This window comes from Pseudorhodoplanes sp. (assembly GCA_032027085.1).
Lineage (GTDB): Bacteria > Pseudomonadota > Alphaproteobacteria > Rhizobiales > Xanthobacteraceae > Pseudorhodoplanes.
Window position 1 is genome coordinate 2,494,558 of record JAVSMS010000001.1, and the last position, 23,396, is coordinate 2,517,953.

Here is a 23,396-nt window from a genome sequence, read left to right on the forward strand (position 1 = left end):
GGGCTGCGTGATTTCGGCTGAACATCTTCGGCAGGTGGCGTTCTGGTCGCACGACCTGAACGCAGACGAGATTGAACGCGCCCGCAAGGGCATCATCGAGAAATCCTACGCCGCTGGCGCCTATATCTGTCATCGTGGAGACCGGCTGGATTCATGGACCGGCGTCGCGCGCGGTCTCATCAAGCTGAGCACGGTGTCAAAGACCGGCAAGGCCGTGACGCTCGCCGGCTTGCGCGAAGGCGGATGGTTCGGCGAGGGCACGCTACTCAAGAACGAGCCGCGGCAATATGATCTCGTCGCTTTGCGTGACACCACCATGGCGATCATGAACAACGCCACGTTCTTCTGGCTGTTCGAGCATTCCGCCGCCTTCAACCGCTTTCTGGTGCGGCAATTCAACGAGCGTCTCGGTCAGTTCATCGCGCTGGTGGAATACGACCGGATGCTCGATGCCACCGCCCGCGTCGCTCGCAACATCGCCTGGCTGTTCAATCCGGTCCTGTACCACAGCCCGGGATTGCATCTGAACATCTCGCAGGAGGAGATCGGCTCCCTGTCCGGCGTCTCGCGGCAGGCGGCGAATCAAAGCCTGAAAACCCTGGAAGGGGAGGGCCTGCTCAAGCTCGAGCATGGCGGGATTACCATCCTCAATCTCGAGGGGTTGAGCCATTACGGTGAATGAAATGCGGTCAAAGAGGCCCTGCGGCGAAACGCCGTTAGGAGCCAGACCCGCTCAAATATTCGTGCGAAACGGGACGGCCGCCATCTGTACCCAACAATCCCGGGTCTTGTCTGTCAAGACGCCACTTGCGGAAAGATAGTTTCGTAGCAAACTAGCTTGGACAGGCAGTCGCGCCGCAAGGCGACGGCCGCTCAAGAAGCGCGGCTAACGCGCAGGGGAAACCGGGAGGAGACTGCGCCGTGGCGATTGAGGCCGCTGCTGCCGAAGCGGACACATTTCCGAAGCTCCTGATTCACAATGCGCGCGTGCGCGGCGCCCGCCCCGCCTTGCGCCACAAGGATCTCGGCATCTGGCAGACCTGGACCTGGATGCAGGTCCTGGACGAGGTGCGCGCCTTGTCCGTGGGCTTGCGCGAATTGGGGCTCAAGCGCGGTGACAAGCTCGCCATCGTCGGAGCGAATCGGCCGCGGCTGTATTGGGCGATGTGCGCGGCGCAGGCGCTCGGCGCCATCCCGGTTCCGCTCTATGCCGATTCGGTTGCCGAGGAGATGGCCTATGTCCTTGATCACGCCGAAGTCACGATCGCGGTGGTTCAGGACCAGGAGCAGGTCGACAAGCTGCTCTCGATTTCCGATCGCGTTCCGAAGCTGTCGCACATTATCTATGACGAAACCCGCGGCCTGCGCGATTATGACCATTCCCGCCTGACCTCGATCGACGAGGTGCAGAAAAAGGGACGCAAGGAGCTGGTCGAGCTCTGGGCGCAGAAGCAGTGGGACGAGGGGGTGGCGCAGGGCCGCGGCAGCGATCTCGCCATTATTCTTTATACGTCAGGCACGACCGGCCGCCCGAAAGGCGTGATGCTGACACACGACAACGTCCTGATCTCGGCGCGCAACGGCAACCTCTACGATCAGCTCGACGAGAACGAAGAGGTGATCGCCTATCTGCCACTGGCCTGGGTTGGCGATCACATCTTCTCTTATGCGCAGTCCTATGTCGCGGGCTTCTGCGTCAATTGCCCGGAAGCCGGCGAGACCGTGGTGGAAGACCGCCGCGAGATCGGCACCACCTACGCCTTCGCGCCGCCGCGCATCTACGAAAATCTCCTGACGTTGACCATGGTGCGCATGGAAGACGCCGGCAAGCTGAAGCGGCGCATGTTCCACTATTTCATCGATTTCGCCCGCAAATGGGGCGAGAAGATTCTGAACAGGGAGCGCGTGCCGCTGCATGTGCGGTTGATTTATTGGCTCGGCGAGTTTCTGGTCTATGGGCCGCTGAAGAACCGCTACGGATTGTCGCGCATCCGCGTCGCTTACACGGCCGGCGAGGCGATCGGTCCGGAAATATTCCGCTTCTACCGGTCGCTCGGCATCAACCTGAAACAGCTTTACGGATCAACCGAAGCGTCGGTCTATATCACCGCGCAGCCGGACGGTGAGATTTATGCCGACACCGTCGGCAAGCCGAATATCGATGTCGAAATCAAGATCGCAGAGAACGGCGAGGTGATGTTCAAGTCGCCGGGCGTATTCCAAGGCTATTACAAGGATCCGGAAAAGACCGCCGAGACCAAGACCCCGGATGGCTGGGTGCACACGGGCGATGCCGGTTTTATTGATCCCAAGAGCGGGCATCTGAAGATCATCGATCGCGCCAAGGATGTCGGCCGGCTGAAGGACGGTACGCTGTTCGCGCCGAAATACATCGAGAACAAGCTCAAATTCTATCCCAACATCAAGGAAGCGGTAGCTTACGGCGACCAGCGCGACATGGTCTGCGTGATGATCAACATTGATCTCGTCGCGGTCGGAAGCTGGGCCGAGCGCAACAACGTGGTCTACGGCTCCTATCAGGAATTGGCCGGTCATCCGCGCGTCTACGAGATGATCGAGAAGCATGTCGCCGAGGTGAACCGGTCGCTCGCGGAAGAGGGTGCGATGGCTGGCGCGCAAATCCGCCGCTTCCTCATCCTGCACAAGGAGCTTGATGCCGACGACGGTGAACTGACCCGCACGCAGAAGGTGCGGCGCGGCTTCATCGCGGAGCGCTACGCGCCGCTGGTGACGGCCTTGTATGACGGGTCGAAGGAAGCCGACATCAGAACGGAAGTCACCTTCGAGGACGGCCGCAAGGGCGTCATCGCCGCGCGGGTGAAAATCCGCGACATGCAGACCGTACCTGCGATGGAGAAGGCGGCATGACCCTGATTCCGTCATTGCGGAACGCGAGCGGCTCGTTCGCTTACCTCCCCCTGAAAGGGGGAGGTCCGTCGGCGTACCCGACCGGGAAACGCCTGGGGCTCCGTGCATGAGAGCTCCGAGCGAAAAGGACGTGGCGGCCGGCGATGTGCTCCTCGCCATCGACAACGTGTCGCTGTCGTTCGGCGGCATCAAGGCGATCCGCGACGTTTCCTTCGACATCCGCAAGGGAGAAATCCGCGCCATCATCGGCCCGAACGGTGCCGGCAAGACCTCGATGCTGAATGTGATCAACGGCTTCTACACGCCGCAGCAGGGTCGCATCCGCTTCAAGGGCAAGACGCGATCCAAGATGCGCCCCTATGACGCCGCGCGCGGCGGTATCGCGCGCACTTTCCAGAATGTCGCGTTGTTCCGTGGCATGACCGCGCTCGACAACATCATGGCCGGCCGCACCCTGAAGATGCATCGCGGCCTGTTCTGGCAGATGTTGCGTTTCGGACCTGCCCTGCGTGAAGAGGTCGAACATCGCCGCGTGGTCGAGGAGATCATCGACTTTCTGCATATCGAGCATATCCGCAAGGTGCCGGTCGGCCGGCTGCCTTACGGCCTGCAGAAGCGGGTCGAACTCGGTCGCGCGCTGGCAATGGAACCGGACCTGCTTCTCCTCGACGAGCCGATGGCCGGCATGAATCTCGAGGAGAAGGAAGACATGTCACGCTTTATTCTCGACGTGAACCAGCATTTTGGCACCACCATAGCGCTGATCGAACATGACATGGGCGTGGTGATGGACCTGTCTGACCGCGTCATTGTGCTCGACTACGGGCGCAAGATCGCCGACGGCACGCCGGACGCGGTGAAAAAGGATCAGGGCGTGATCGACGCCTATCTCGGCGTGGCGCATTGATCATGGTCAGGACATCTCACACACGCGCGCTTTCCTGGCCTCCCCCTTGTGGGCAGGGTCGCTCGCCAAGCAATGCGAGGCGAGCGGGGTCCCGCATTGGATTGCGGCGATTACCCCACTCCCTAACCCTCCCTCACAAGGGGGGAGGGAACAGTCACAATGTGTGGAGGCGCCGCCGCTGATGGACATCCTCTACAACATCTTCGTCGATCCTTTCATGCAGATGGGGAAGGCGCCCGACCTCCTGATCCAGACCTTGTGGGAAGGTCTCGTTGCCGGCGTGCTTTATGCGCTGATCGCGCTCGGCTTTGTGCTGATCTTCAAGGCCTCCGGCGTGTTCAACTTCGCGCAGGGCATCATGATGGTGTTCGCTGCACTCACGCTGGTCGGTCTTCACGAAAAGGGCGTGCCGGCTTTCATCGCGCTGGCGCTAACAATCGTCGTGATGTTCGTGCTCGCCGTCGGTATCGAACGGCTTGTGTTACGGCCGCTGGTGAACCAGCCCGACATCATCCTGTTCATGGCAACGTTCGGGCTGACTTACTTCCTGATCGGGCTTGGCGAGATCATATTCGGCGGCGAGCCGAAGGTGATGATCACCAACGAGCTTCTTCTGCCGAAGGGCTCCTATGAATGGAAGGTGTTCGGCGGCTTCGTCTCGTTCCAGAAGATCGATATCGCCGCGGCCGTCATCGCCTCGTTGATGGTTGCGGTACTTGCCGTCTTCTTCCAGAAGACGCGCATCGGACGCGCGCTGCGGGCGGTGGCTGACAGCCACAAGGCGGCGCTCTCCGTTGGCATCTCGCTGGAACAGATCTGGGTGATCGTCTGGTTCACCGCCGGCATCGTAGCGCTTGCCACCGGCATCATGTGGGGTGCGCGTTCGGACGTCTCCTTCGCGCTGCAGATCCTGGCGCTGAAGGCCTTGCCGGTGCTGATTCTCGGCGGTTTCACATCCATTCCAGGTGCCATTGTCGGCGGCGTCATCATTGGCGTCGGCGAGAAGATCGGCGAATTCTACTGGGGACCGCTGCTTGGCTCCGGCATTGAAAGCTGGCTCGCTTACGCCATCGCGCTCGTCTTCCTGCTGTTCCGTCCGCAAGGACTGTTCGGCGAGCGGATCATTGAGAGAATTTGAGGATGAGCCGCGTTAACACCTCCTCCGTCATGGCCGGGCTTGTCCCGACCATCCCGATGCGAGGCGCACATTGCCTGCGAAAGCGGGATGCCCGCGACAAGCGCGGGCATGACGACTGAAAGTGTGGTGACGAAATGTTTTACCGCGAAGCCGGCCAGTACAAGACCAACTACGCCGCCGACATGGCACTGTTTCCGATCCGGCAGGACCGGATTGGCATCGCGCTCATTCTGCTGATCGCCTTCGTGGTCATCCCGCTCACCACGTCCAGCTTCACGCTCTCGGCGGTGATGATCCCGATGCTGATCTTCTCGCTGGCGGCGATCGGGCTCAATCTGCTCACCGGCTATACCGGTCTGATCTCGCTCGGCACCGCCGGCTTCATGGGTGTGGGCGCTTACGCATGCTACAAGCTCGCCACCTGGTTCCCGGACGTGAACATCATCCTGCTCATTCTTCTGTCCGGTCTTGCCGCCGCGGCGGTCGGCGCCGTGTTCGGGCTGCCGTCCTTGCGCATCAAGGGCTTTTATCTCGCGGTGGCGACGCTGGCCGCGCAATTCTTCCTGTCCTGGTGCTTTGTCCGCCTGCCGTGGCTGGTTAATTACAACGTCTCGAACGCCATTGAAGTGCCCACCCGCTACGTGTTCGACACAGCGGTGACTGGGCCGAACGCAACGCCGGTGGTGCGGTATCTGGTCGTGCTGACCATTGTCGTGGCCATGACATGGATCGCCTCCAACATCCTCCGCGGGCGCATCGGGCGAAGCTGGATGGCGGTGCGGGATATGGACATCGCCGCCGAATTGATCGGCATCCGCCTTTATCGCACCAAGCTGCTCGCCTTCGCGATCTCGTCCTATTATTGCGGGGTGGCCGGCGCGCTGATGGTGTTTCTCTGGCTCGGCGCGGCGGAAGCCGACTCCTTCAACATCAACCAGTCCTTCATCATCCTGTTCATGGTGATCATCGGCGGGCTGGGCAGCCTGATCGGCTCCTTCTTCGGCGCCGCCCTGATCTGGGTGCTGCCGATCATCCTGCGCGCCGCACCCGCGGCGCTCGGCATCTCGATCCACGCCGCGACCGTCGAGCATCTGCAATTCATGATCGTCGGCGCGCTGATCATCTTCTTCCTGGTCGTCGAGCCGCATGGTCTCGCCCGGCTCTGGCAGATCGGAAAACAGAAATTGCGAGTGTGGCCTTTCCCGTATTGAGGGTGCACACTCGACCTCAATTTCCCGGCCCGGGTATTACCTGGCCGGGGAGGCCCCCGGAGGGGCGACAAGAAATGCCGGCGATATAGCGCCGGCGACAAAGGGAGAAACGCAATGCGCCTGAAATATCTCGTTCTTGGCGCGGCCTTGGGAAGTCTTGTGGGTGTTTCCGCCTTGACTTCAAAGGCCGAAGCGCAGGACAGCATCTATGTGCCGCTGATGACCTACCGCACCGGGCCGTTTGCCGGTTCCGGCATCCCGATCGCCAACGGCATGCATGACTATCTCGCCATGCTCAACGAACGTGATGGCGGCATTGGCGGTGTCAAGCTCACGATCGAGGAATGCGAAACCGGCTACGACACCAAGAAGGGTGTCGAATGCTACGAGCAAGTGAAAGCCAAGAAGCCGGTCATGGTGAATCCGTATTCCACCGGCATCACGCTGCAGCTTATCCCGAAGGCCGCGGTCGACAAGATTCCGGTGCTGTCGATGGCCTACGGCCTGTCGGCGTCGGCGGTCGGCAACGAGTTCCCGTGGATATTCAATCCGCCGGCGACCTACTGGGACGGCCTCTCGATGATGTTCCGCTATATCGGCGGCAAGGAAGGCGGGCTCGACAAGCTCAAGGGCAAGACCATCGGCTACATCTTCTTCGACGGCGGTTATGGCCGCGAGCCGATCCCGCTGCTTGAGCAGTTCGCGAAGGATTACGGCTTCACCGTGAAGCTCTATCCGGTGCCGGCGACGGAAATGCAGAACCAGTCGGCGCAATGGCTGAATGTGCGGCGCGACCGTCCGAATTGGATGATCATGTGGGGCTGGGGCGCCATGAACCCAACGGCTGTGCGCGAGGCCACCCGCATCAACTATCCGATGGACAAGTTCATCGGCATCTGGTGGTCGGGCGGCGAAGATGACGCGCGCGGCGGCGGCGCTGAAGCCAAGGGCTATCTGACCCTGAACTTCAATGGTGTCGGTGCGAATTATCCTGCGCTTCAGGACATCAAGAAGCTGGTCGTCGACAAGGGCAGGAGCCAGGTGACCGCCGACAAGTTCGCGGAGAATTTGTATAACCGCGGCGTCTATAATTCGGTGCTCATCGCGGAAGCGATCCGCAACGCGCAGAAGGTCACCGGCAAGAAGGCCGTGACCGGCGAAGATGTGCGGCGCGGACTGGAATCGCTGAAGATCTCGGCGGCGCGCTGGAAGGAGCTCGGGCTTCCCGAATTCGGTGCGCCGATCGACGGAGTGACCTGCACCGACCATAACGGCCATCATGCCGCCTACATGCAGCAATGGGACGGCACCAAGTGGGTGAAGGTCTCGGACTGGATTCTGCCCATGAAGGAAAAGGTGCGTCCGCTGCTGGAAGCGGCTGCGAAGGACTATGTGTCCAAGAACCAGCCCTGGCCGAAACGCACCGAGCCCTGCGACAAGTCGTCGTGAGGTTCTGACCCTCCCCTTTTGTGGGGAGGGTCGCCCGCTTGAGCGAAGCGGGCGGGGTGGGGTCGACGATCCACGACAACCCACCCCAGCTCGCTTCGCTCCGCAGCCGATGCTCCGCATCGGCATTCTGGACTTAAGAACGGCGGCTGGAGGCCGCCTCTGCCCTCCCCACAATGGGGAGGGTGAAAGGAAGTGCCCATGTCCACCGCCGCGCAGACAACGCCACAACCCGCCGCCGCCCCGGCCACCATCCTCTCCGTCAACAACGTCGAGGTTATCTACGACCACGTGATCCTGGTCTTGAAGGGCGTCTCTCTCGAAGTGCCGAAAGGCGGCATCGTGGCGCTGCTCGGCGCCAATGGCGCCGGCAAGACCACGACCCTGAAAGCGATCTCCAATCTTCTGCATTCCGAGCGCGGCGAAGTGACCAAGGGCTCGATCGTGTTCGACGGCGAGGAGGTGCAGGATTTGTCGCCGAACCAGCTCGTGAGGCGCGGCTGCGTACAGGTTATGGAAGGCCGCCATTGCTTCGGCCATCTCACCGTCGAGGAAAACCTCCTCACCGGCGCCTTCACGCGCCGCGACGGCAATGCCGCGATCCGCGCCGATCTGGAGCGCATCTATCAGTATTTCCCGCGCCTGCAGGAACGCCGCGACGCCATGGCCGGCTACACCTCCGGCGGCGAGCAGCAGATGTGCGCCATCGGCCGCGCCATGATGGCGCGCCCGAAGATGATCCTGCTCGACGAGCCCTCGATGGGGCTGGCGCCGCAGATCGTGGAGGAGATTTTCGAGATCGTGCAGAGCCTGAACGAAAAGGAAGGCGTGTCCTTCCTGCTCGCCGAGCAGAATACCTTCATGGCGCTGAAATTCGCGCGCTACGGCTACATTCTGGAAAACGGCCGTGTGGTGATGGACGGGGATGCAAAGTCGCTCGCCGAGAACGAGGACGTCAAGGAGTTCTATCTCGGCATCGCCGAGGGCAAGCGCAAATCCTTCCGCGAGGGCAAGCATTACAAGCGGCGCAAGCGGTGGCTGGCGTGAGCGTGCGTGCAATGTCATGAGCGAGCATTACGACTCCCTCGAAACCCGCGATCCGGCGCAGCGCGAGCAGGATGACTTCACCAACCTGCCGAACGCGCTCACGCGCGCGCTCCGCGCCAAGGGATGGAAGCAGCAACTTGGAGGAGTCGATGCGAAGTCGGTCGCGTCCCGCGCCGCGCTCGCCAAGCTTCCCATCCTGCGCAAATCCGATCTCGTCGCCCTGCACAGGCAGACCCCGCCCTTCGGCGGCTTCAACGTCACCGAGCCCGGCAGGCTCGTGCATTTGATGATGTCGCCCGGCCCGATCTTCGAGCCGGAAGGCCATGAAGACGATTACGCGGGCGTCGCGCGCGCGATGTTCGCCGCCGGATTTCGATCCGGCCACATCGTGCATAACTGCTTTTCGTATCACCTGACACCAGGCGCCTGGATGTTCGAATCCGGCTGCCGCGCGCTCGGCTGCGCCGTCATTCCTGGCGGCACCGGCAATACCGAGCAGCAGGTCGAGGCGATCGCGCATCTGAAGCCGGACGGCTATGTCGGCACGCCGGACTTCCTGAAGGTCCTGCTCGACGCTGCGCAGGCGTCCGGCAAGAACGCCTCCTCGCTCAAGCGCGGTCTGGTCTCCGGCGCCGCCTTTCCCGCCTCGCTGCGGCAGGAATTGTCGGACCGCGGCGTCGAGGTGCTGCAATGCTACGCCATCGCCGAGACCGGGGTGATCGCCTACGAGACGCCCGCGCGCGAGGGTCTGGTGGTGAACGAGAACCTGATCGTGGAGATCGTGCGCCCCGGCACCGGCGATCCGGTGCCGGAAGGCGAGGTCGGCGAAGTGGTCGTCACCTCCTTCGATCCGCATTACCCGATGATCCGTCTCGCCACCGGCGATCTGTCCGCCGTCATGCCCGGCCGCTCGCCCTGCGGGCGCACCAATATGCGGATCAAGGGCTGGATGGGCCGCGCCGACCAGACGACCAAGGTGAAGGGCATGTTCGTGCGCCCGGAGCAGATCGCCGAAGTGGCGAAGCGCCATCCCGAACTCGGGCGGCTGCGGCTTGTGGTCTCGCGCCAGGGCGAGCAGGACAGCATGACCCTGCAGGCGGAATGCGCGGCGCCCGCGGGCGGCCTCTCCGACGCTGTCGCCGCCAGCCTGCAATCAGTTACCAAGCTCAAGGGCGCGGTGGCACTGGTAGCGCCCGGCAGCCTCGCTAATGACGGCAAGGTCATTGCGGATGAGCGGCCGATCGGCTGAACTCCGCATATGCCGGATGTGTTGAAAGCGCGCGACGCCAAAGACGTCGAGGAAACCGTTGCCTGGGCTCTGGCCGAGGGCAAGCGGCTGGACGTCATCGGACAGGGGTCCAAGCGCGACATTGGCCGCCCCGGCCAGACCGACACAACGCTCGATGTCTCCGCACTTTCCGGCGTGACGCTTTACGAGCCCGAGGAACTGGTGCTGTCGGCGCGTGCCGGCACCCCGATCGCCGAGATCGAAAAGCTGGTCGCGTCGAAGGGCCAGGAACTGGCCTTCGAGCCGCTCGATTTCGGATACACCCTGGGGCTGCCGCAAGGCCTGGGCACGATCGGCGGCGTCCTCGCCGCCAATCTCTCAGGCCCCCGCCGCATCAAGGTCGGCGCCGCCCGCGATCATTTTCTCGGCTTTACGGCGGTGTCGGGCCGTGGCGAGACGTTCAAATCGGGCGGCCGGGTAGTGAAGAACGTTACCGGCTACGATCTTTGCAAATTGCTGGCTGGGTCCTTCGGCACATTGGCGGTGATGACCGATGTCACCATCAAGACGCTGCCACGCGCCGAGGCGGAAACCACGGTCATGGTACTCGGCCTGGGCGACCAGCGCGCCTGCCAGGTGATGGCGGAGGCGATGGGCTCCTCCTGCGAGGTGTCGGGCGCAGCGCATCTGCCATCGCACATCTCGTCGCATTTTGATGGCCTGCATGCGCTGACGCAGCCCGCCACCGTCTTCCGCCTTGAAGGCGTCGGCCCCTCCATCGCGCATCGCAAGGATGTACTGGCGGCGATGATCGGGTCTCACGGGCCGGTCGAAATGCTCGATGAGGTGGCTTCGCACGCGCTCTGGCGCTGCATCCGTGATGCCGCGCCTTTTGGTCATGGCTTGGAAGCCGATCGCGTGCTCTGGCGCGTATCCGTACCGCCCGCCCGCGGTTTTGAGCTGGCGGAGATGGTCTCCACCGGTGCCCAGATGTTCTACGACTGGGCCGGCGGGCTGGTATGGATCGGCATGCCGCATGCGGAGGATGCCGGCGCGCTGCAATTGCGCGATGCCGTGGCGATCCTGGGCGGGCACGCGACGCTGATCCGTGCGCCGGCGGCGGTACGGGCCGCGCTGGACGTCTTCGAGCCGCAGGACTCCAGCGTCGCCGCCTTAACCAAAAGAGTAAAGGACAGCTTCGACCCAAAGGGTATTCTCAATCCGGGACGGATGTGGGCGGGGGTGTGATGCAAACAGTCTTGACCATGCCAGGCGCGCTAGCCGCTGCGTACCTCTCCCTCAAAGGGGGAGGCCGAAGTCGGAAACATCCGACTTCGACAGGGAGCGAATGCAGAGTCAGTGCGCGGCTTCGATAGATGCAAACCAATTTCTCGCTCGCCCAGCTCGCCGATGCGCATATCGCCGAATCCAACAAGATCCTGCGCTCCTGCGTGCATTGCGGCTTCTGCACGGCGACCTGTCCGACCTATGTGCTCCTGGGCGATGAACTCGATTCCCCGCGCGGGCGCATCTATCTGATCAAGGACATGCTGGAGCAGGACCGACCGGCGAGCGCCGATGTGGTCAAGCATATCGACCGTTGCCTGTCGTGCCTGTCCTGCATGACCACCTGTCCGTCGGGCGTGCATTACATGCATCTTGTCGACCACGCCCGTGTCCATATCGAGAAGACGTACAAGCGCCCGCTGCGCGAGCGCCTGCTGCGCGCGCTTCTGGCCCGGGTGCTGCCAAATCCCTCCCTGTTCCGTCCGGCATTGCTGCTCGGCTGGCTGGCGCGGCCGCTGGCGCCGTTGTTCGAAGCCGCCGGTCTGGCGCCGTTCGCGGCCATGCTGCGGCTCGCCCGGCCCCCGCGCCTTTCCGGTCTGGGGCGCGGTCGGATCTTTGCAGCGGCAGGCCCGCGCAAGGGCCGCGTCGCCCTGTTGTCCGGCTGCGCCAATGACACGCTCGATCCGACGATCAACGCGGCGACTGTGCGCATTCTCAACCGGCATGGGATCGAGGTCGTCATTCCGCGGGGCGAGGGTTGCTGCGGTTCGCTGGTTCATCATATGGGGCGGGAGGAGGAAGCTCTGGGGCGCGCGCGCGCCAATGTCGACGCCTGGGTGTCCGAAATCGAAGGCGAGGGGCTTGATGCAATCATCATCAATGCCTCCGGGTGCGGAACCACCGTGAAAGACTATGGCTTCATGCTGCGGACCGACGAGGTCTATGCCACCAAGGCCGCACGGGTCTCTGCACTTGCGCGCGATATCTGCGAATATCTGGCGACGATTCCGCTATCCCGGCCTGTGCATCACGGCCTGGTCGTCGCCTATCATGCCGCCTGTTCACTGCAGCACGGCCAAAGAATCGTTCGTCAGCCCAAGGATTTGCTTTCCAAACTGGGCTTCGTGGTCAAAGATGTGCCGGAGGGACATTTGTGCTGCGGATCGGCAGGCACTTACAATATCGTTCACGCCGACATTGCACGGAGACTTCGGGATCGTAAGATCGCACGGATCGAACAACTGAGGCCGGACGTGATTGCGGCGGGCAATATCGGGTGCATGACGCAAATCGCGACGGGCACGGCGATACCGGTGGTTCATCCTGTCGAATTGCTGGATTGGTCGACAGGAGGGCCGAAGCCCGTGAAGCTGAGGGAGCTTGATCGCGGCGAACGTGATCAAAATGCGGCGGCTGACGAGCGGTCGACGAAGTCGGAGCCGGCCGTTTTGCAGTCGTGATGAATAGGGGTCTCATTTCGGAGGTTGGTCATGGCAAAGAAAGCGAAGAAGGCGAAGAAAGCGAAACGAGCGAAGGGCCGGAAGAAGGCGAGGGCAATGGTCGCCGCCCGCAGGAAAAAATCCGCGTCAAGAAAGAGCGCGAAAAAGGCGAAGAAAAAGGTTGCCAGGAAAGCGGCCAGGAAGACGGCCAAATCCGCTGCAAAAAAAACGGCGAAAAAGAAAGCCGCAAAGAAATCTGCAAAGAAATCTGCAAGGAAAACGAGCAAGCCGAAAGCAGCGGCACCGAAGCCCGCTCCGGCGCCGGAGCCCGCACCCGCTTCCTCTGAGCCAGACACCGGCGGTTCGTCGGGATTCGGCTCGGGCGGTTTCGGATCGTCGTTCGGGAGCGGCTACCGGCCTTTCGGGTCGGGCAGCGGCGGAAGCGATAACGAATGACAGCAACGGGAAACGACAAGTAGTGGCAAGAAAGCCAGTTGCGCGACGCGCCAAAGCTGGCCGGAAAACGCGAGCCCGGACGGCAAGGCGCCGGGCTAAGGTTGCAACACCCGGCCGCTCCGCCAAGACGTCCAGGTCCAAATCTGCGAAGCGCAGGGCCGTGCCGAAAGGCACGGTTCGCGCGTCCGGGCGCGCCAAAGGGCGGGTGAAGGCGCGCGCAACGGTGCGTCGACGGAAACCGGCAGGTTTGCTCGGTAGGCTGAAACGCGCTGCTGCTCGCAAGATCGTGGGTGGCGCGCCCAGGACGCCGTCGGGCGTGCGCGGCGTCAGGATCAAGGGCGAGATGAAGCCCCGCTATGATGAGATCCTGACTCCGCCTGCGCTGGCATTCCTCGCCGACCTGCACCGCAATTTCGAAGCGCGGCGGCAGATATTGATGCGGGCGCGCGCCGAGCAGCAGAAGCGTTTCGATGCCGGCGAGTTGCCGGACTTCCTGCCGGAAACCAAATGGGTCCGCGACAGCGCCTGGAGGATCGCTTCGATCCCGGCTGATCTTCTGGACCGGCGTGTGGAAATCACCGGCCCGGTCGACCGCAAGATGGTGATCAACGCGCTCAATTCCGGCGCCAATGTCTATCTCGCCGATTTCGAGGACGCCAATTCGCCGACCTGGGACAACAATCTCGAAGGCCAGCTCAACCTGAAGGACCGCTGGGACGGCAAGCTCGATTTCGTCGATCCGGAAACGGGCAAGGCCTATGAACTCGGCACGAAGCTCGCCGTGATGGTGCCGCGTCCGCGCGGCTGGCATCTGCTTGAAGCGCACCTGACCGTCGACGGCAAGCCGATCGCCGGTGCGCTGTTCGATTTCGGCCTGTATCTCTTCCACAACCATGCGGCGTTGCGTGCGGCGGGTACCGGGCCATATTTCTATCTCCCGAAGCTCGAGACACACCAGGAAGCGCGGCTGTGGAATGACGTCTTCGTCTTTGCGCAGCAGAGGCTCGGCATTCCGAACGGCACCATTAAGGCGACGGTGCTGATCGAGACGTTGCCGGCGGCCTTCGAGATGGACGAAATCCTCTGGGAGATGCGCGATCACATCACTGGCCTTAACGCCGGGCGCTGGGATTACATCTTCTCCTTCGTGAAGAAATTCGCCAAGAACAAGAATTACATCCTGCCCGACCGCAGCCAGGTGGTGATGGGCAAAGCCTTCCTCGGCAATTATGCGACGCTTCTGGTGCAGACTTGCCATCGTCGCGGCGCCTTCGCCATGGGTGGCATGGCGGCGCAGATTCCGGTCAAGAACGATGAGAAGGCCAATCAGGAAGCGTTCGCGAAAGTGAAAGCCGACAAGGAGCGCGAGGTGCGCGAAGGCCATGACGGCACCTGGGTCGCGCATCCTGCGCTGGTGCCGGTGGCAAAAGAAGTGTTCGATCGGCTGATGCCGCAGCCGAACCAACTCAACAAGATCCCGGATGCGCCGATCACGCGCGATATGCTGCTGCAAGTGCATGAAGGCACGAAGACCGAGGCGGGGTTTCGCCTCAACATTCGCGTCGGCGTGCAGTACATCGCGGCGTGGCTCGGCGGGCGCGGCGCGGCGCCGATCTACAATCTCATGGAAGATGCGGCGACCGCCGAGATTTCGCGCGCGCAGATCTGGCAGTGGCTGCGCTATGGCGCGACGCTCGACACCGGCCAGAAAGTCACGTCGGCTTTCTTCAAAAAGGCGCTGAAAGAGGAAATGCAGCGGGTGAAGAAGGAGATCGGCGCCAAGGCCTATGCGTCGGCACGTTTTCCGGAGGCGATCAAGCTGTTCAGCGAATTGTCGCTATCAAAGAAGTTCGCCGAGTTCCTGACCATGCCGGCCTATGAGAAGATCAAATAGCCGCTCGATCGCTGTTGAATCGTGATCGCCGGGCTTGTTGCCCAAGTCGAGCATACGCGACTTGGGCGACAGTAAGTCCGCAACTCAGGTGAACCGAAGTTGCGTATGCCATCTGCATCTCGACCCTACGAAGGCTTGTCGGCAGTCCTCACCCAAACCTCACCCTCGCCCGCTCTTTCGCCTTTTCCGCCTCCGCAACGCGGTCGCGCACGGGCGCCGTCGTGTGCAGCGACGTCAGCAGTCGACGTGCCGCGCCAGCGACCTCCTCGACGGCGCGATCGAAGGCCGCGGCGTTTGCCTGCGACGGCTTGTTGAAGCCGGAGAGCTTGCGCACGAATTGCAGCGCCGAAGCACGGATTTCCTCTTCGGTGGCGGGGGGCTCGAAGTTGAAGAGCGTCTTGATGTTGCGACACATCGCTTGTCTCCCGTATTACGCCGCGCTCGACGTCGCCGGCACCGCCTGATCGAACGTGTTGCTCAGCGCGCCGATGCCGTCGATGGCGATCTCGATCACATTGTGCGCCTCGCGCATCGTGCCGGCGCCGAGCGAGGTACCGCAGGCGATGACGTCGCCCGGCACCAGCGTCATGTCGCGCGAGATCGCCGCCACGAGCTTGTGCGGCGGGAAGAACATGTCGGCGACCGGATAATTCTGCCGCTCCTGGCCGTTCAGGATGGTGCGCACATGCAATTGCATCGGATCGAGTCCGGTCGCGATCACCGGCCCGAACACGCCGAAGGTGTCGAAGCTTTTGCAACGCGTCCATTGCTCGAACGAGGAATCCTTGCGCAAGAGATCGACCGCAGTGACGTCGTTCACGCAGGTATAGCCGAAGATGTATTGGCCGGCGTCCGCCTCGCCGATGTTGAAGCATCTCTTGCCGATGACGACGCCCAGCTCGCCTTCATAGATGATCTTGCCGTCATAGGTCGGCGGGCGGCGGATGGGCTGATGCGCGGGCCAATAGCTGCTGGGGGCCTTCAGGAAATACAGCGGCTCCTCCGGCCGTGTGAAGCTGTTCTTGGCGGCGAGTGCGTGAAAGTTGTTCCACAGGCAAATCATTTTGCTGGGATCGCAGGGCGTCCGCAGCGTCACATCCGCCAGTCTGACCGTCTCGCCCGTCGGTGTTGCCCCTGCGAACATGTCCCCGGCATGGACGGAGATGACCCCCTCCGCCAAGATTCCGAACCCCGTGCGGCCGTTGTGCTCAAATCTGAGCCACTTGGACATTGCGATCTCCCGGATGGCCCTTGGTTTCTTGATTTTCGGCGCTGCCGTCTGGAGCCGCCGCTACGACGTATGTTCACAAGGCGATTTTTCCACTGTCTTGGGGAAATAGACGTGACTTCCGCGCAACACATGAAGGGATTGTGACGGTTGAATCGGGATAACGTCGCTTTTGGACCAGAATCGCTCAAAAAGGCAGCAGGTGCCGCTTTTTTCGCGTTGTCCGCAAATTCTGCGCTGGGTGTGATGGCGCACTGCAACGAAGCAGTGGGTGGCGGTTCGGAGTTTTGGCAAGTCTCGAATACAGGCCGAACTCCTCACCGAAGGGTCAAGAAGGGGCTAGCTATGAAGAAGTTTGCACTGCCGGCGATGTTCGCTCTTGCCGTGTCGGCCGGTCCGGCGCTTGCCGCCGATATCGTCAAGCCGGTTTACAAGGCGGCGCCGCCGGTGGTCGTCACGCCATGGGACGTCGCTTTTGGCGGCGTGATCATGTCCGACTACAATTTCCGCGGTATTTCGCAATCAAATAACGGCGCGTCGGTCGGCGCCTATATCGAAGGCCAGTATAATACCGGCTCCTACGGCACCTGGTATGTCGCTGTGTCCGGCTATTCAATCGACTGGCCGAGCAGCCCGGCTTACGGCTTCACCGATCCGTCGGCGGAGATCGATTTCTACGGCGGCTGGCGCAACGCCTGGGGACCGCTCTCCCTCGATCTCGGCGCCTGGTATTATTACTATCCGAAAGAGCTGTTCAACGGCTTCACCAACAACAGCGATTTCTGGGAAATCTACGCGAAGGTTGGTTACGCCATCACTCCCGACCTCGGCGTGGGCGTCAACCTGTTCTATACACCCGACCTGTTGAACTACAGCGAGACCTTCAACACGCTCGCCAATCTCGGCCTTGGCGCGCCGGGCGATGCCGAAGCCTTCTATCTGTCGGGTACCTTCAAGTGGGTGACGCCGTGGAAGTACGGCGATCTCGGCCTCTATTTCTCCGGCGAACTCGGTCATTGGTTCATCGACGATGCACCGTTCAAGGCAGCTGGCTATGTCGATCCAAGCTACACCTACTACAACATCGGTGCGGCCTTCACCTACAAGGCCCTGACGCTTGATCTGCGCTATCACGGCACCGACCAGGACGCTCTGGATTGCGCCTCATTCCTGGTTTCGGCTGTGGGCAATCCGTCGAACAAGTGGTGCGGTGACCGGTTCATCGTGTCGGGCAAGTTCGACACGACACTGAATGCGCTGAAGTAAGCTTGAGTTGAACCTCCCGGAGGCGGGCGGCAGTCGCAAGGCTGCCGCCCGTTTCTTTTGCGCGACTGCCGGGCCTGGCATTACCATTGCAGAGCAGTTGCGAGGAGGTCTGCAATGGCAAGGCATCGTCCGGAGACGTTGGACCGCAAATCCTTGATCATGATCGCGGCCGGTGCCGTCGGCGGCGGGGTCGCCATTGCGATCATGGAATTACTGTCGGCCCAGCTCACCTATCCGCTGGCGTCTATTCCCTTCGCTACATCCATCGTGCTGGTCATGGGTTCGCCGGAGGCCAAGCCCGCACAGCCGCGCGCTCTGGTCGGCGGCCATCTGCTGTCCGCGCTCGCAGGCCTGATGGTCGTGAAAGCGGTGGGCCCGGGGCCCTTTGCGGCGGCCTCTGCGGTCTGTCTGGCGATGGCCGCGATGCATCTGAGCCGGACTTTTCATCCGCCCGCCGGCATCAACCCGCTGCTGATCGCGCTCGGCGATTTGCCTTGGACGTTTTTGCTGGTGCCGGTGGCGGCCGGTGCGCTGCTGCTTCTCGCCTTCGCCTATGTCTGGCACAACGGCACGCGCCGCGGTTCCTGGCCGCAGGAGACCTGGTCGGAGGCGTTCATGGCGTCGCCACTTCCGCCTCCCGCAGCCGGTGCCGCGATTCGTCGGGTGCCAGCTTCAGGTGCCGCTGATGGAACGCCGACAATGTCGAACGATGGCCGATCGAAATGATTGCCGTGTTTGCGAGCTCCTTCTGCAGCAGCTTGTAAAGCGCTGCTTCCGACGCTTCGTCGAGCGAAGCGGTAGCCTCGTCGAGGAACAGGAAATCTGGTTTTTGCAGCAAGGCGCGGGCGATGCCGAGTCGCTGCTGCTCGCCCAGCGACAGCAGCCGGTTCCAGTGTGCATCCTCGTGCAGCCGCACGATCAAAGCCGGCAGGCCGACGGCGCGCAATGCGTCCGCCAGCTGCGCGTCAGTGAAAGCCTCTGGCGCGGCCGGATACGCGATCGCAGAGGCGAGCGGGCCGACCGGAAAATACGGGCGTTGCGGCAGGATCATGACCCGCGCGTTGTCGGGTATGCGGATGTCGCCGCGACCGAACGGCCACAGGCCGGCGATGGCGCGGAAGAGTGTCGATTTTCCGGAACCTGACGGGCCGGTGACCAATGTATGCTTGCCTTCAAAGCGCGCAGCGTCGGCGGAAACCAGCGGCTTTCCATTCGGCAGGTCAAGATGAAGATCATCAAGCGCGATGCCGTCCTTGCCGCGTCCCGCTTTCATGGCGAGGGTGGACGCTGCCACCACCTTTTGGGTCTGATCGATCGAACGGTCAAAGCCCGCCAGGCGTTCGACCACTGCCGCCCATTCGGCGAGCTGCCGGTAGACATCGATGAAAACCGACAGCGAGGTCTGCACGCTGCTGAATGCATTTGCCGTCTGCATCAGGCCGCCAAGCTGCATCGCGCCGGAAAAATAAGCCGGACTCACGACGACATAAGGAAAGATGATGGAGATCTGCGAATAGCCGGCGGTCAGGAAGGTCAGCTTCTTCAGCCGCGACATGATCTGCATCCAGTTGGTCACGACGCGGCCGAAGCGGTCTAGCAGGCGGTCGGTTTCCGTGTCTTCGCCGCGCAGCAGCGCGATCTGTTCGGAATTTTCCCGCACCCGCACCAGATTGAAGCGAAAGTCGGCCTCATAACGCTGCTGCTGGAAATTGAGTCCGGCCAGCGGCCAGCCGATCCAGTGCGTCAACGCCGTTCCGACAAAGGCATAGATGAGCGCCGCCCAGACCAGATAGCCCGGAATGGCCCAAACCGCGCCGCCGATGGTCAGCGGCGCTGTTTCCGACAGCGACCACAGAATGGCGATGAACGAGAGCAGAGTGACAACGGCGCCGAGCACCTTGATGACGATATACAGCGTGCGTTCGATGAAGAGGTTGACGTCCTCGGCGATGCGCTGATCGGGATTGTCGGCCGGATCGCCGAGCAGTTGCATCCGGTAATGGGTGGAGTTGGCGAGCCAGCGATCGAGATAATCCTTGGTCATCCAGCGGCGCCAGCGGATCTGAAGCCACTGGTTGAGATAGAGCTGGTAGACCGCAAGCACGATATAAATTGCGGCCAGGGCGCAAAAGAACAGAAGCTCGCTGACGAAGGTGTCCCAGTTGCGATCCTGCAGCGCGTTGTAGAAACGGGCGTTCCACTGGTTGATCAACACATTGATCGCGACAATGGCCAGTTCGATGCCGATGACCATCGCCAGCAGCAGCCGGCCGGTCCAGCGGTCCTCGGACCGGAAATAGGGGAGCGCGAGCCGCCAGATGGCCGCGAGCAACGTGGTTAACCCGGTCACGGCTGTCTCCTTGCGCTATTAGACGAAAGACGGGTCAGACGGCCCACGCAGCATCCAGCGAAGATGAAACCCGCGACCTGGGGACCCCTGCCCATCGCCCAATACCGGATGGCCTCAAATTTAGTCCGAAAAATCTTTGGCCATTGCTGGCATGCGACGTTGCGAGGCTTGTGGAATTTCGGCAACCCGTCCAAACTATTGGATGGGACCGCTGGAATACGGTATACGCCCGGCGGTTAATAACGAAAAGTGCACTCAAGTGCCGTTGGAAAAACTGGTCGCTAGGGAGGACCTCATGACCGAGAAGTCTGAAAAGGCAAAGACAAACCGTCGTAAATTTTTGGTGGCGGCCGGCGCCGCCGGTGCAGCGACCATTGCAATGCCGCAGGTCTCGCGCGCGCAGACCGTGACGCTCAGAATGCAGACCTCTTGGCCGGCGACCGACATCTTCACCGACATGGCCAACCAATACATCACCCGCGTCAACGAGATGGCGGGCGGCCGACTGAAGGTCGACCTGCTGCACGGCGGCGCGGTGGTCCATCCATTCCAGGTGCTCGACGGCGTGCACGGCGGCCAGATCGACGCGGCCCACACGGTGACCGTGTACTGGTACGGCAAGCACAAAGCCGCCTCGCTGTTTGGCACCGGCCCGGTGTTCGGCTTCAACGCCAACGAAGGTCTCGGCTGGATCCACAACGGCGGCGGCAAGGAACTCTTCGAGGAGCTGCAAACCAAGATCATGAAGCTCAACGTCAAGAGCTTCTTCTCCATGCCGATGCCGACCCAGCCGCTCGGCTGGTTCAAGAAGCCGGTCACCAGCGCCAACGACCTGAAGGGCCTCAAGTACCGCACCGTCGGTCTTGCGGCCGATTTGAACCAGGCCATGGGACTCGCGGTCGCCCAGCTTCCCGGCGGCGAAATCGTGCCGGCCATGGAGCGCGGCGTGATCGACGCCTTCGAGTTCAACAACCCGACCTCGGACCGCCGCTTCGGCGCGCAGAACGTGGCGAAGAACTACATGCTCGGCAGCCACCATCAGGCGACCGAATACTTCGAGATCATGTTCAACCGCACCAAGTTCAACGGCCTGCCCAAGGAACACCAGGCGATTCTGCAATACGCTGCAGAAGCCGCGTCCTCAGCCAGCGAGTGGATGGCGATGCGCCAGTACTCGGACGACCTGCAGGAACTGATCAACAAGGACAAGGTCAACGTGCTGCGCACGCCGCAAAGCGTGTTCGACGCGCAGATCAAGGCCTGGGACGGCCTGATCGCAACGTTGGGCAAGGACGAGTTCATGAAGCGTGTCATGGACTCGCAGAAGGCCTGGGTGCGCAAGGTCGTGTTCTACAACATGATGAATGCGACCGACTACAAGGGCGCCTTCAACCATCACTTCCCGGGCGTGCTGAAGCTCTAGGCCGAAACGGCGCTTGCGAGTCATTTGCGCTCGCGATAATGGGGAGGGCGGCGTGAAATGCGCCGCCCTACCTTCTTGGGGAAGTGTGGCGGCTTGGGCGAATGCGCCAGGCCGACCGGCTTGGGGGGACAGCGGCTTGCGTATGGGCGCCAGGCCGCGCGGGGCAAATTATGCAGCGTTATTGTCTTTTCATCGACTCGCTCAGCATGTGGATCGGTAAGGCGTTCGGCTGGCTGATCCTGGTTTTGACCTTGGGTGTCAGCTACGAAGTGTTCGTGCGCTACGTGCTGCGCGCGCCGACCACCTGGGCATTCGACTTCAGCTACATCACCTATGGCGCTATGTTCCTGATGGCGGGCGCCTACACGCTGTCGCGCAACGGCCACGTGCGCGCCGACGTCATGTACCGGTTCTGGAAGCCGCGCACGCAGGCTTCCATGGACCTGCTACTTTATATCATTTTCTTCATGCCGGCCGTGTTGGCATTCATCTATTCCGGCTGGAACTACGCCGAGATGTCGGTGCGGTTTCGCGAGGTCAGCATTTTCAGTCCGGCCGGCATACCCGTGTTTCCGCTCAAGGCGCTCACCCCGATCACCGGCGTGCTGCTGTTGCTGCAAGGTAGCGCCGAGATCATCCGCTGCATCACCTGCATCCGGGAGGGGGCGTGGCCGCAGCGTCTGCATGACGTCGAGGAGACCGAAAGCATCATCATGCAGGAGCAGCGGCTTCACGCAGAGCAAGACGGCGGCCAGTCGCCGGCGGGTCAGAAAGGGGCTTGAGTATGACTGACCCGCAAGTTGGCATGTTGATGCTGGGACTTTTCATCTTCATCATCATGCTGGGATTTCCCATCGCCTTTACGCTGATGGCGATGGGCGTGGGCTTTGGCTATTACGCCTACTTCACGCCCGGCCAGGACTTTTTCCAGAACCGCATCTTCACCCTGCTGGTGCAGAAAGCATTCGAGGTGATGTCGAGCGACGTGCTCACCGCGGTCCCGTTATTTCTCTTCATGGGATACGTGGTCGAGCGCGCCAACATTCTCGACCGCCTGTTTCATTCACTGCAAGTCTCGATGAAGAACGTTCCCGGCGCGCTGGCCGTGGCCACGCTGCTGACCTGCGCCATGTTCGCGACCGCGACCGGCATCGTCGGCGCGGTGGTAACGCTCATGGGTCTGCTGGCGTTTCCAGCCATGCTGCGCGCGGGCTACGACGTGAAGCTCTCGGCTGGCGTGGTCTGCGCCGGCGGCTGTCTCGGCATCCTGATCCCGCCTTCAATCCTGCTCATCGTCTATGCGGCGACCGCCGGCGTGTCCGCAGTCAAGCTCTATGCCGCGGCATTCATTCCCGGCTTCCTGCTGGCCGGTTTCTATGTCCTCTACGTGATCGTCCGCGCCACGATCAATCCGGCGCTGGCGCCAAAGTTGCCCAAGGAACAGACCGATATCCCCACCCGCGAGGTCATGTGGGCGCTGGCGACGTCGTTTCTCCCCCTTGCGCTCCTGATCGTATCGGTGCTCGGCGCCATCTTGTTCGGTTTGGCGACGCCTTCGGAAGCGGCCGGTGCCGGCGCGCTCGCGAGTCTCGTTCTCGCGGGCGCATATGGCGCGCTCAATTTCACGATGCTTCGGGATTCGGTCTATCTCACCGCCCGGGCCACGGCGATGGTCTGCTACCTGTTCATCGGCTCGTGGACATTCTCCGCGGTGTTCGCGGTGCTCGGTGGCCAGCAGGTCGTGGAGAATTTCTTTCTGTCGCTCAATTTGTCGCAGACCGGCTTCCTGATGCTGACGCAGTTCCTGATCTTCCTGCTCGGCTGGCCGCTCGAATGGACCGAAATCATCATCATTTTCGTGCCGATCTTCCTGCCGCTGTTGCCCAAATTCGGCGTCGATCCGATCTTCTTCGGCATCCTGGTGGCGCTGAACACCCAGACCGCGTTCAACACGCCACCGGTCGCCATGGCCGCCTTCTATCTCAAGGGCGTGGCGCCGGCATGGGTGAAACTGGCCGACATTTTCGCCGGCGCGCTGCCGTTCGTGTTCATGGTTTTCATGGTGATGGTCCTGGTCTACGTCTTCCCGGGGCTTGCGCTGTGGCTGCCGGAATACCTCTACGCTCCATGATGAGTTGCAACTGGAGACACATCGAGAGGCGCCGCAGATGAGCCTATGCGCACTCG

The 23,396-nt window shown here is 62.0% G+C and carries 20 protein-coding genes; 17 read left to right on the plus strand and 3 right to left on the minus strand.

Annotated features, from left to right (window positions below; all coding sequences use genetic code 11):
* Positions 1-7: 7 nt before the first annotated feature.
* The 12 genes from RO009_12015 to aceB all read left to right on the plus strand — a co-directional run bounded on the left by RO009_12015 (position 8) and on the right by aceB (position 14,942).
* Positions 8-682 carry a Crp/Fnr family transcriptional regulator gene (locus RO009_12015; GenBank protein ID MDT3685751.1) on the plus strand — a complete coding sequence of 225 codons (675 nt, stop codon included), beginning with the start codon at positions 8-10 and terminating at the stop codon, positions 680-682.
* Between the two features lie 239 nt (positions 683-921).
* Positions 922-2,889 (plus strand): AMP-binding protein, encoded by a 1,968-nt coding sequence (locus tag RO009_12020; protein MDT3685752.1) that lies wholly within the window; start codon positions 922-924, stop codon positions 2,887-2,889.
* A gap of 106 nt (positions 2,890-2,995) precedes the next feature.
* A complete protein-coding gene (locus tag RO009_12025) occupies positions 2,996-3,796 on the plus strand; it encodes an ABC transporter ATP-binding protein (GenBank protein MDT3685753.1) in 801 nt (266 codons plus the stop codon).
* A 181-nt stretch (positions 3,797-3,977) separates the two neighbouring features.
* The gene (locus RO009_12030; protein MDT3685754.1) at positions 3,978-4,934 is read left to right on the plus strand and encodes a branched-chain amino acid ABC transporter permease; all 957 of its coding nucleotides are present in this window, start codon (positions 3,978-3,980) and stop codon (positions 4,932-4,934) included.
* Between the two features lie 134 nt (positions 4,935-5,068).
* Positions 5,069-6,145, plus strand: a complete 1,077-nt coding sequence (locus RO009_12035) for a branched-chain amino acid ABC transporter permease (GenBank protein ID MDT3685755.1) — start codon at positions 5,069-5,071, stop codon at positions 6,143-6,145.
* Positions 6,146-6,259: 114 nt separating this feature from the next.
* Positions 6,260-7,594: an ABC transporter substrate-binding protein gene (locus tag RO009_12040; protein ID MDT3685756.1), complete on the plus strand. Its 1,335-nt coding sequence runs from the start codon at positions 6,260-6,262 to the stop codon at positions 7,592-7,594.
* Positions 7,595-7,792: 198 nt separating this feature from the next.
* Positions 7,793-8,638 carry an ABC transporter ATP-binding protein gene (locus tag RO009_12045; GenBank protein ID MDT3685757.1) on the plus strand — a complete coding sequence of 282 codons (846 nt, stop codon included), beginning with the start codon at positions 7,793-7,795 and terminating at the stop codon, positions 8,636-8,638.
* A gap of 16 nt (positions 8,639-8,654) precedes the next feature.
* Complete coding sequence (locus RO009_12050) at positions 8,655-9,887, plus strand: AMP-binding protein (GenBank protein MDT3685758.1); 1,233 nt, start codon at positions 8,655-8,657, stop codon at positions 9,885-9,887.
* Positions 9,888-9,896: 9 nt separating this feature from the next.
* Positions 9,897-11,114 (plus strand): glycolate oxidase subunit GlcE, encoded by a 1,218-nt coding sequence (gene glcE / locus RO009_12055; protein MDT3685759.1) that lies wholly within the window; start codon positions 9,897-9,899, stop codon positions 11,112-11,114.
* A gap of 128 nt (positions 11,115-11,242) precedes the next feature.
* Positions 11,243-12,613, plus strand: a complete 1,371-nt coding sequence (glcF, locus tag RO009_12060) for a glycolate oxidase subunit GlcF (protein ID MDT3685760.1) — start codon at positions 11,243-11,245, stop codon at positions 12,611-12,613.
* On the plus strand, positions 12,613-12,939 hold the full coding sequence (locus tag RO009_12065) for a hypothetical protein (GenBank protein ID MDT3685761.1): 327 nt from the start codon (positions 12,613-12,615) through the stop codon (positions 12,937-12,939). Before glcF ends, RO009_12065 begins: the two co-directional genes overlap by 1 nt.
* A 269-nt stretch (positions 12,940-13,208) precedes the next feature.
* Positions 13,209-14,942, plus strand: coding sequence for a malate synthase A (gene aceB, locus RO009_12070; protein ID MDT3685762.1), 1,734 nt, complete (start codon positions 13,209-13,211; stop codon positions 14,940-14,942).
* Positions 14,943-15,090: 148 nt separating this feature from the next.
* Here aceB and RO009_12075 read toward each other — a convergent pair whose 3' ends face one another.
* Positions 15,091-15,357, minus strand: a complete 267-nt coding sequence (locus RO009_12075; GenBank protein MDT3685763.1) for a DUF2277 domain-containing protein — start codon at positions 15,355-15,357, stop codon at positions 15,091-15,093.
* A gap of 15 nt (positions 15,358-15,372) precedes the next feature.
* Complete coding sequence (locus RO009_12080) at positions 15,373-16,173, minus strand: fumarylacetoacetate hydrolase family protein (GenBank protein ID MDT3685764.1); 801 nt, start codon at positions 16,171-16,173, stop codon at positions 15,373-15,375.
* 342 nt (positions 16,174-16,515) lie between these two features.
* Between RO009_12080 and RO009_12085 the strand changes: the two genes are divergently transcribed.
* Together RO009_12085 and RO009_12090 are read left to right on the plus strand one after the other, a co-directional pair.
* Positions 16,516-17,436 carry a TorF family putative porin gene (locus tag RO009_12085; protein MDT3685765.1) on the plus strand — a complete coding sequence of 307 codons (921 nt, stop codon included), beginning with the start codon at positions 16,516-16,518 and terminating at the stop codon, positions 17,434-17,436.
* A gap of 114 nt (positions 17,437-17,550) precedes the next feature.
* Entirely contained in the window at positions 17,551-18,162 is a 612-nt protein-coding gene (locus RO009_12090; GenBank protein MDT3685766.1) for an HPP family protein, read from the plus strand.
* Here RO009_12090 and RO009_12095 read toward each other — a convergent pair.
* Entirely contained in the window at positions 18,050-19,786 is a 1,737-nt protein-coding gene (locus RO009_12095; GenBank protein MDT3685767.1) for an ABC transporter ATP-binding protein/permease, read from the minus strand. The genes RO009_12090 and RO009_12095 overlap by 113 nt on opposite strands.
* Before the next feature lie 295 nt (positions 19,787-20,081).
* On the opposite strand from RO009_12095, the gene RO009_12100 reads away from it, so the two are divergent.
* The 3 genes from RO009_12100 (at position 20,082) to RO009_12110 (ending at position 23,340) form a co-directional block, all read left to right on the plus strand.
* Positions 20,082-21,209 (plus strand): TRAP transporter substrate-binding protein, encoded by a 1,128-nt coding sequence (locus RO009_12100; GenBank protein ID MDT3685768.1) that lies wholly within the window; start codon positions 20,082-20,084, stop codon positions 21,207-21,209.
* Positions 21,210-21,310: 101 nt separating this feature from the next.
* Positions 21,311-21,991: a TRAP transporter small permease subunit gene (locus RO009_12105; protein ID MDT3685769.1), complete on the plus strand. Its 681-nt coding sequence runs from the start codon at positions 21,311-21,313 to the stop codon at positions 21,989-21,991.
* A 2-nt stretch (positions 21,992-21,993) separates the two neighbouring features.
* The gene (locus RO009_12110) at positions 21,994-23,340 is read left to right on the plus strand and encodes a TRAP transporter large permease subunit (protein MDT3685770.1); all 1,347 of its coding nucleotides are present in this window, start codon (positions 21,994-21,996) and stop codon (positions 23,338-23,340) included.
* Positions 23,341-23,396: the final 56 nt, after the last annotated feature.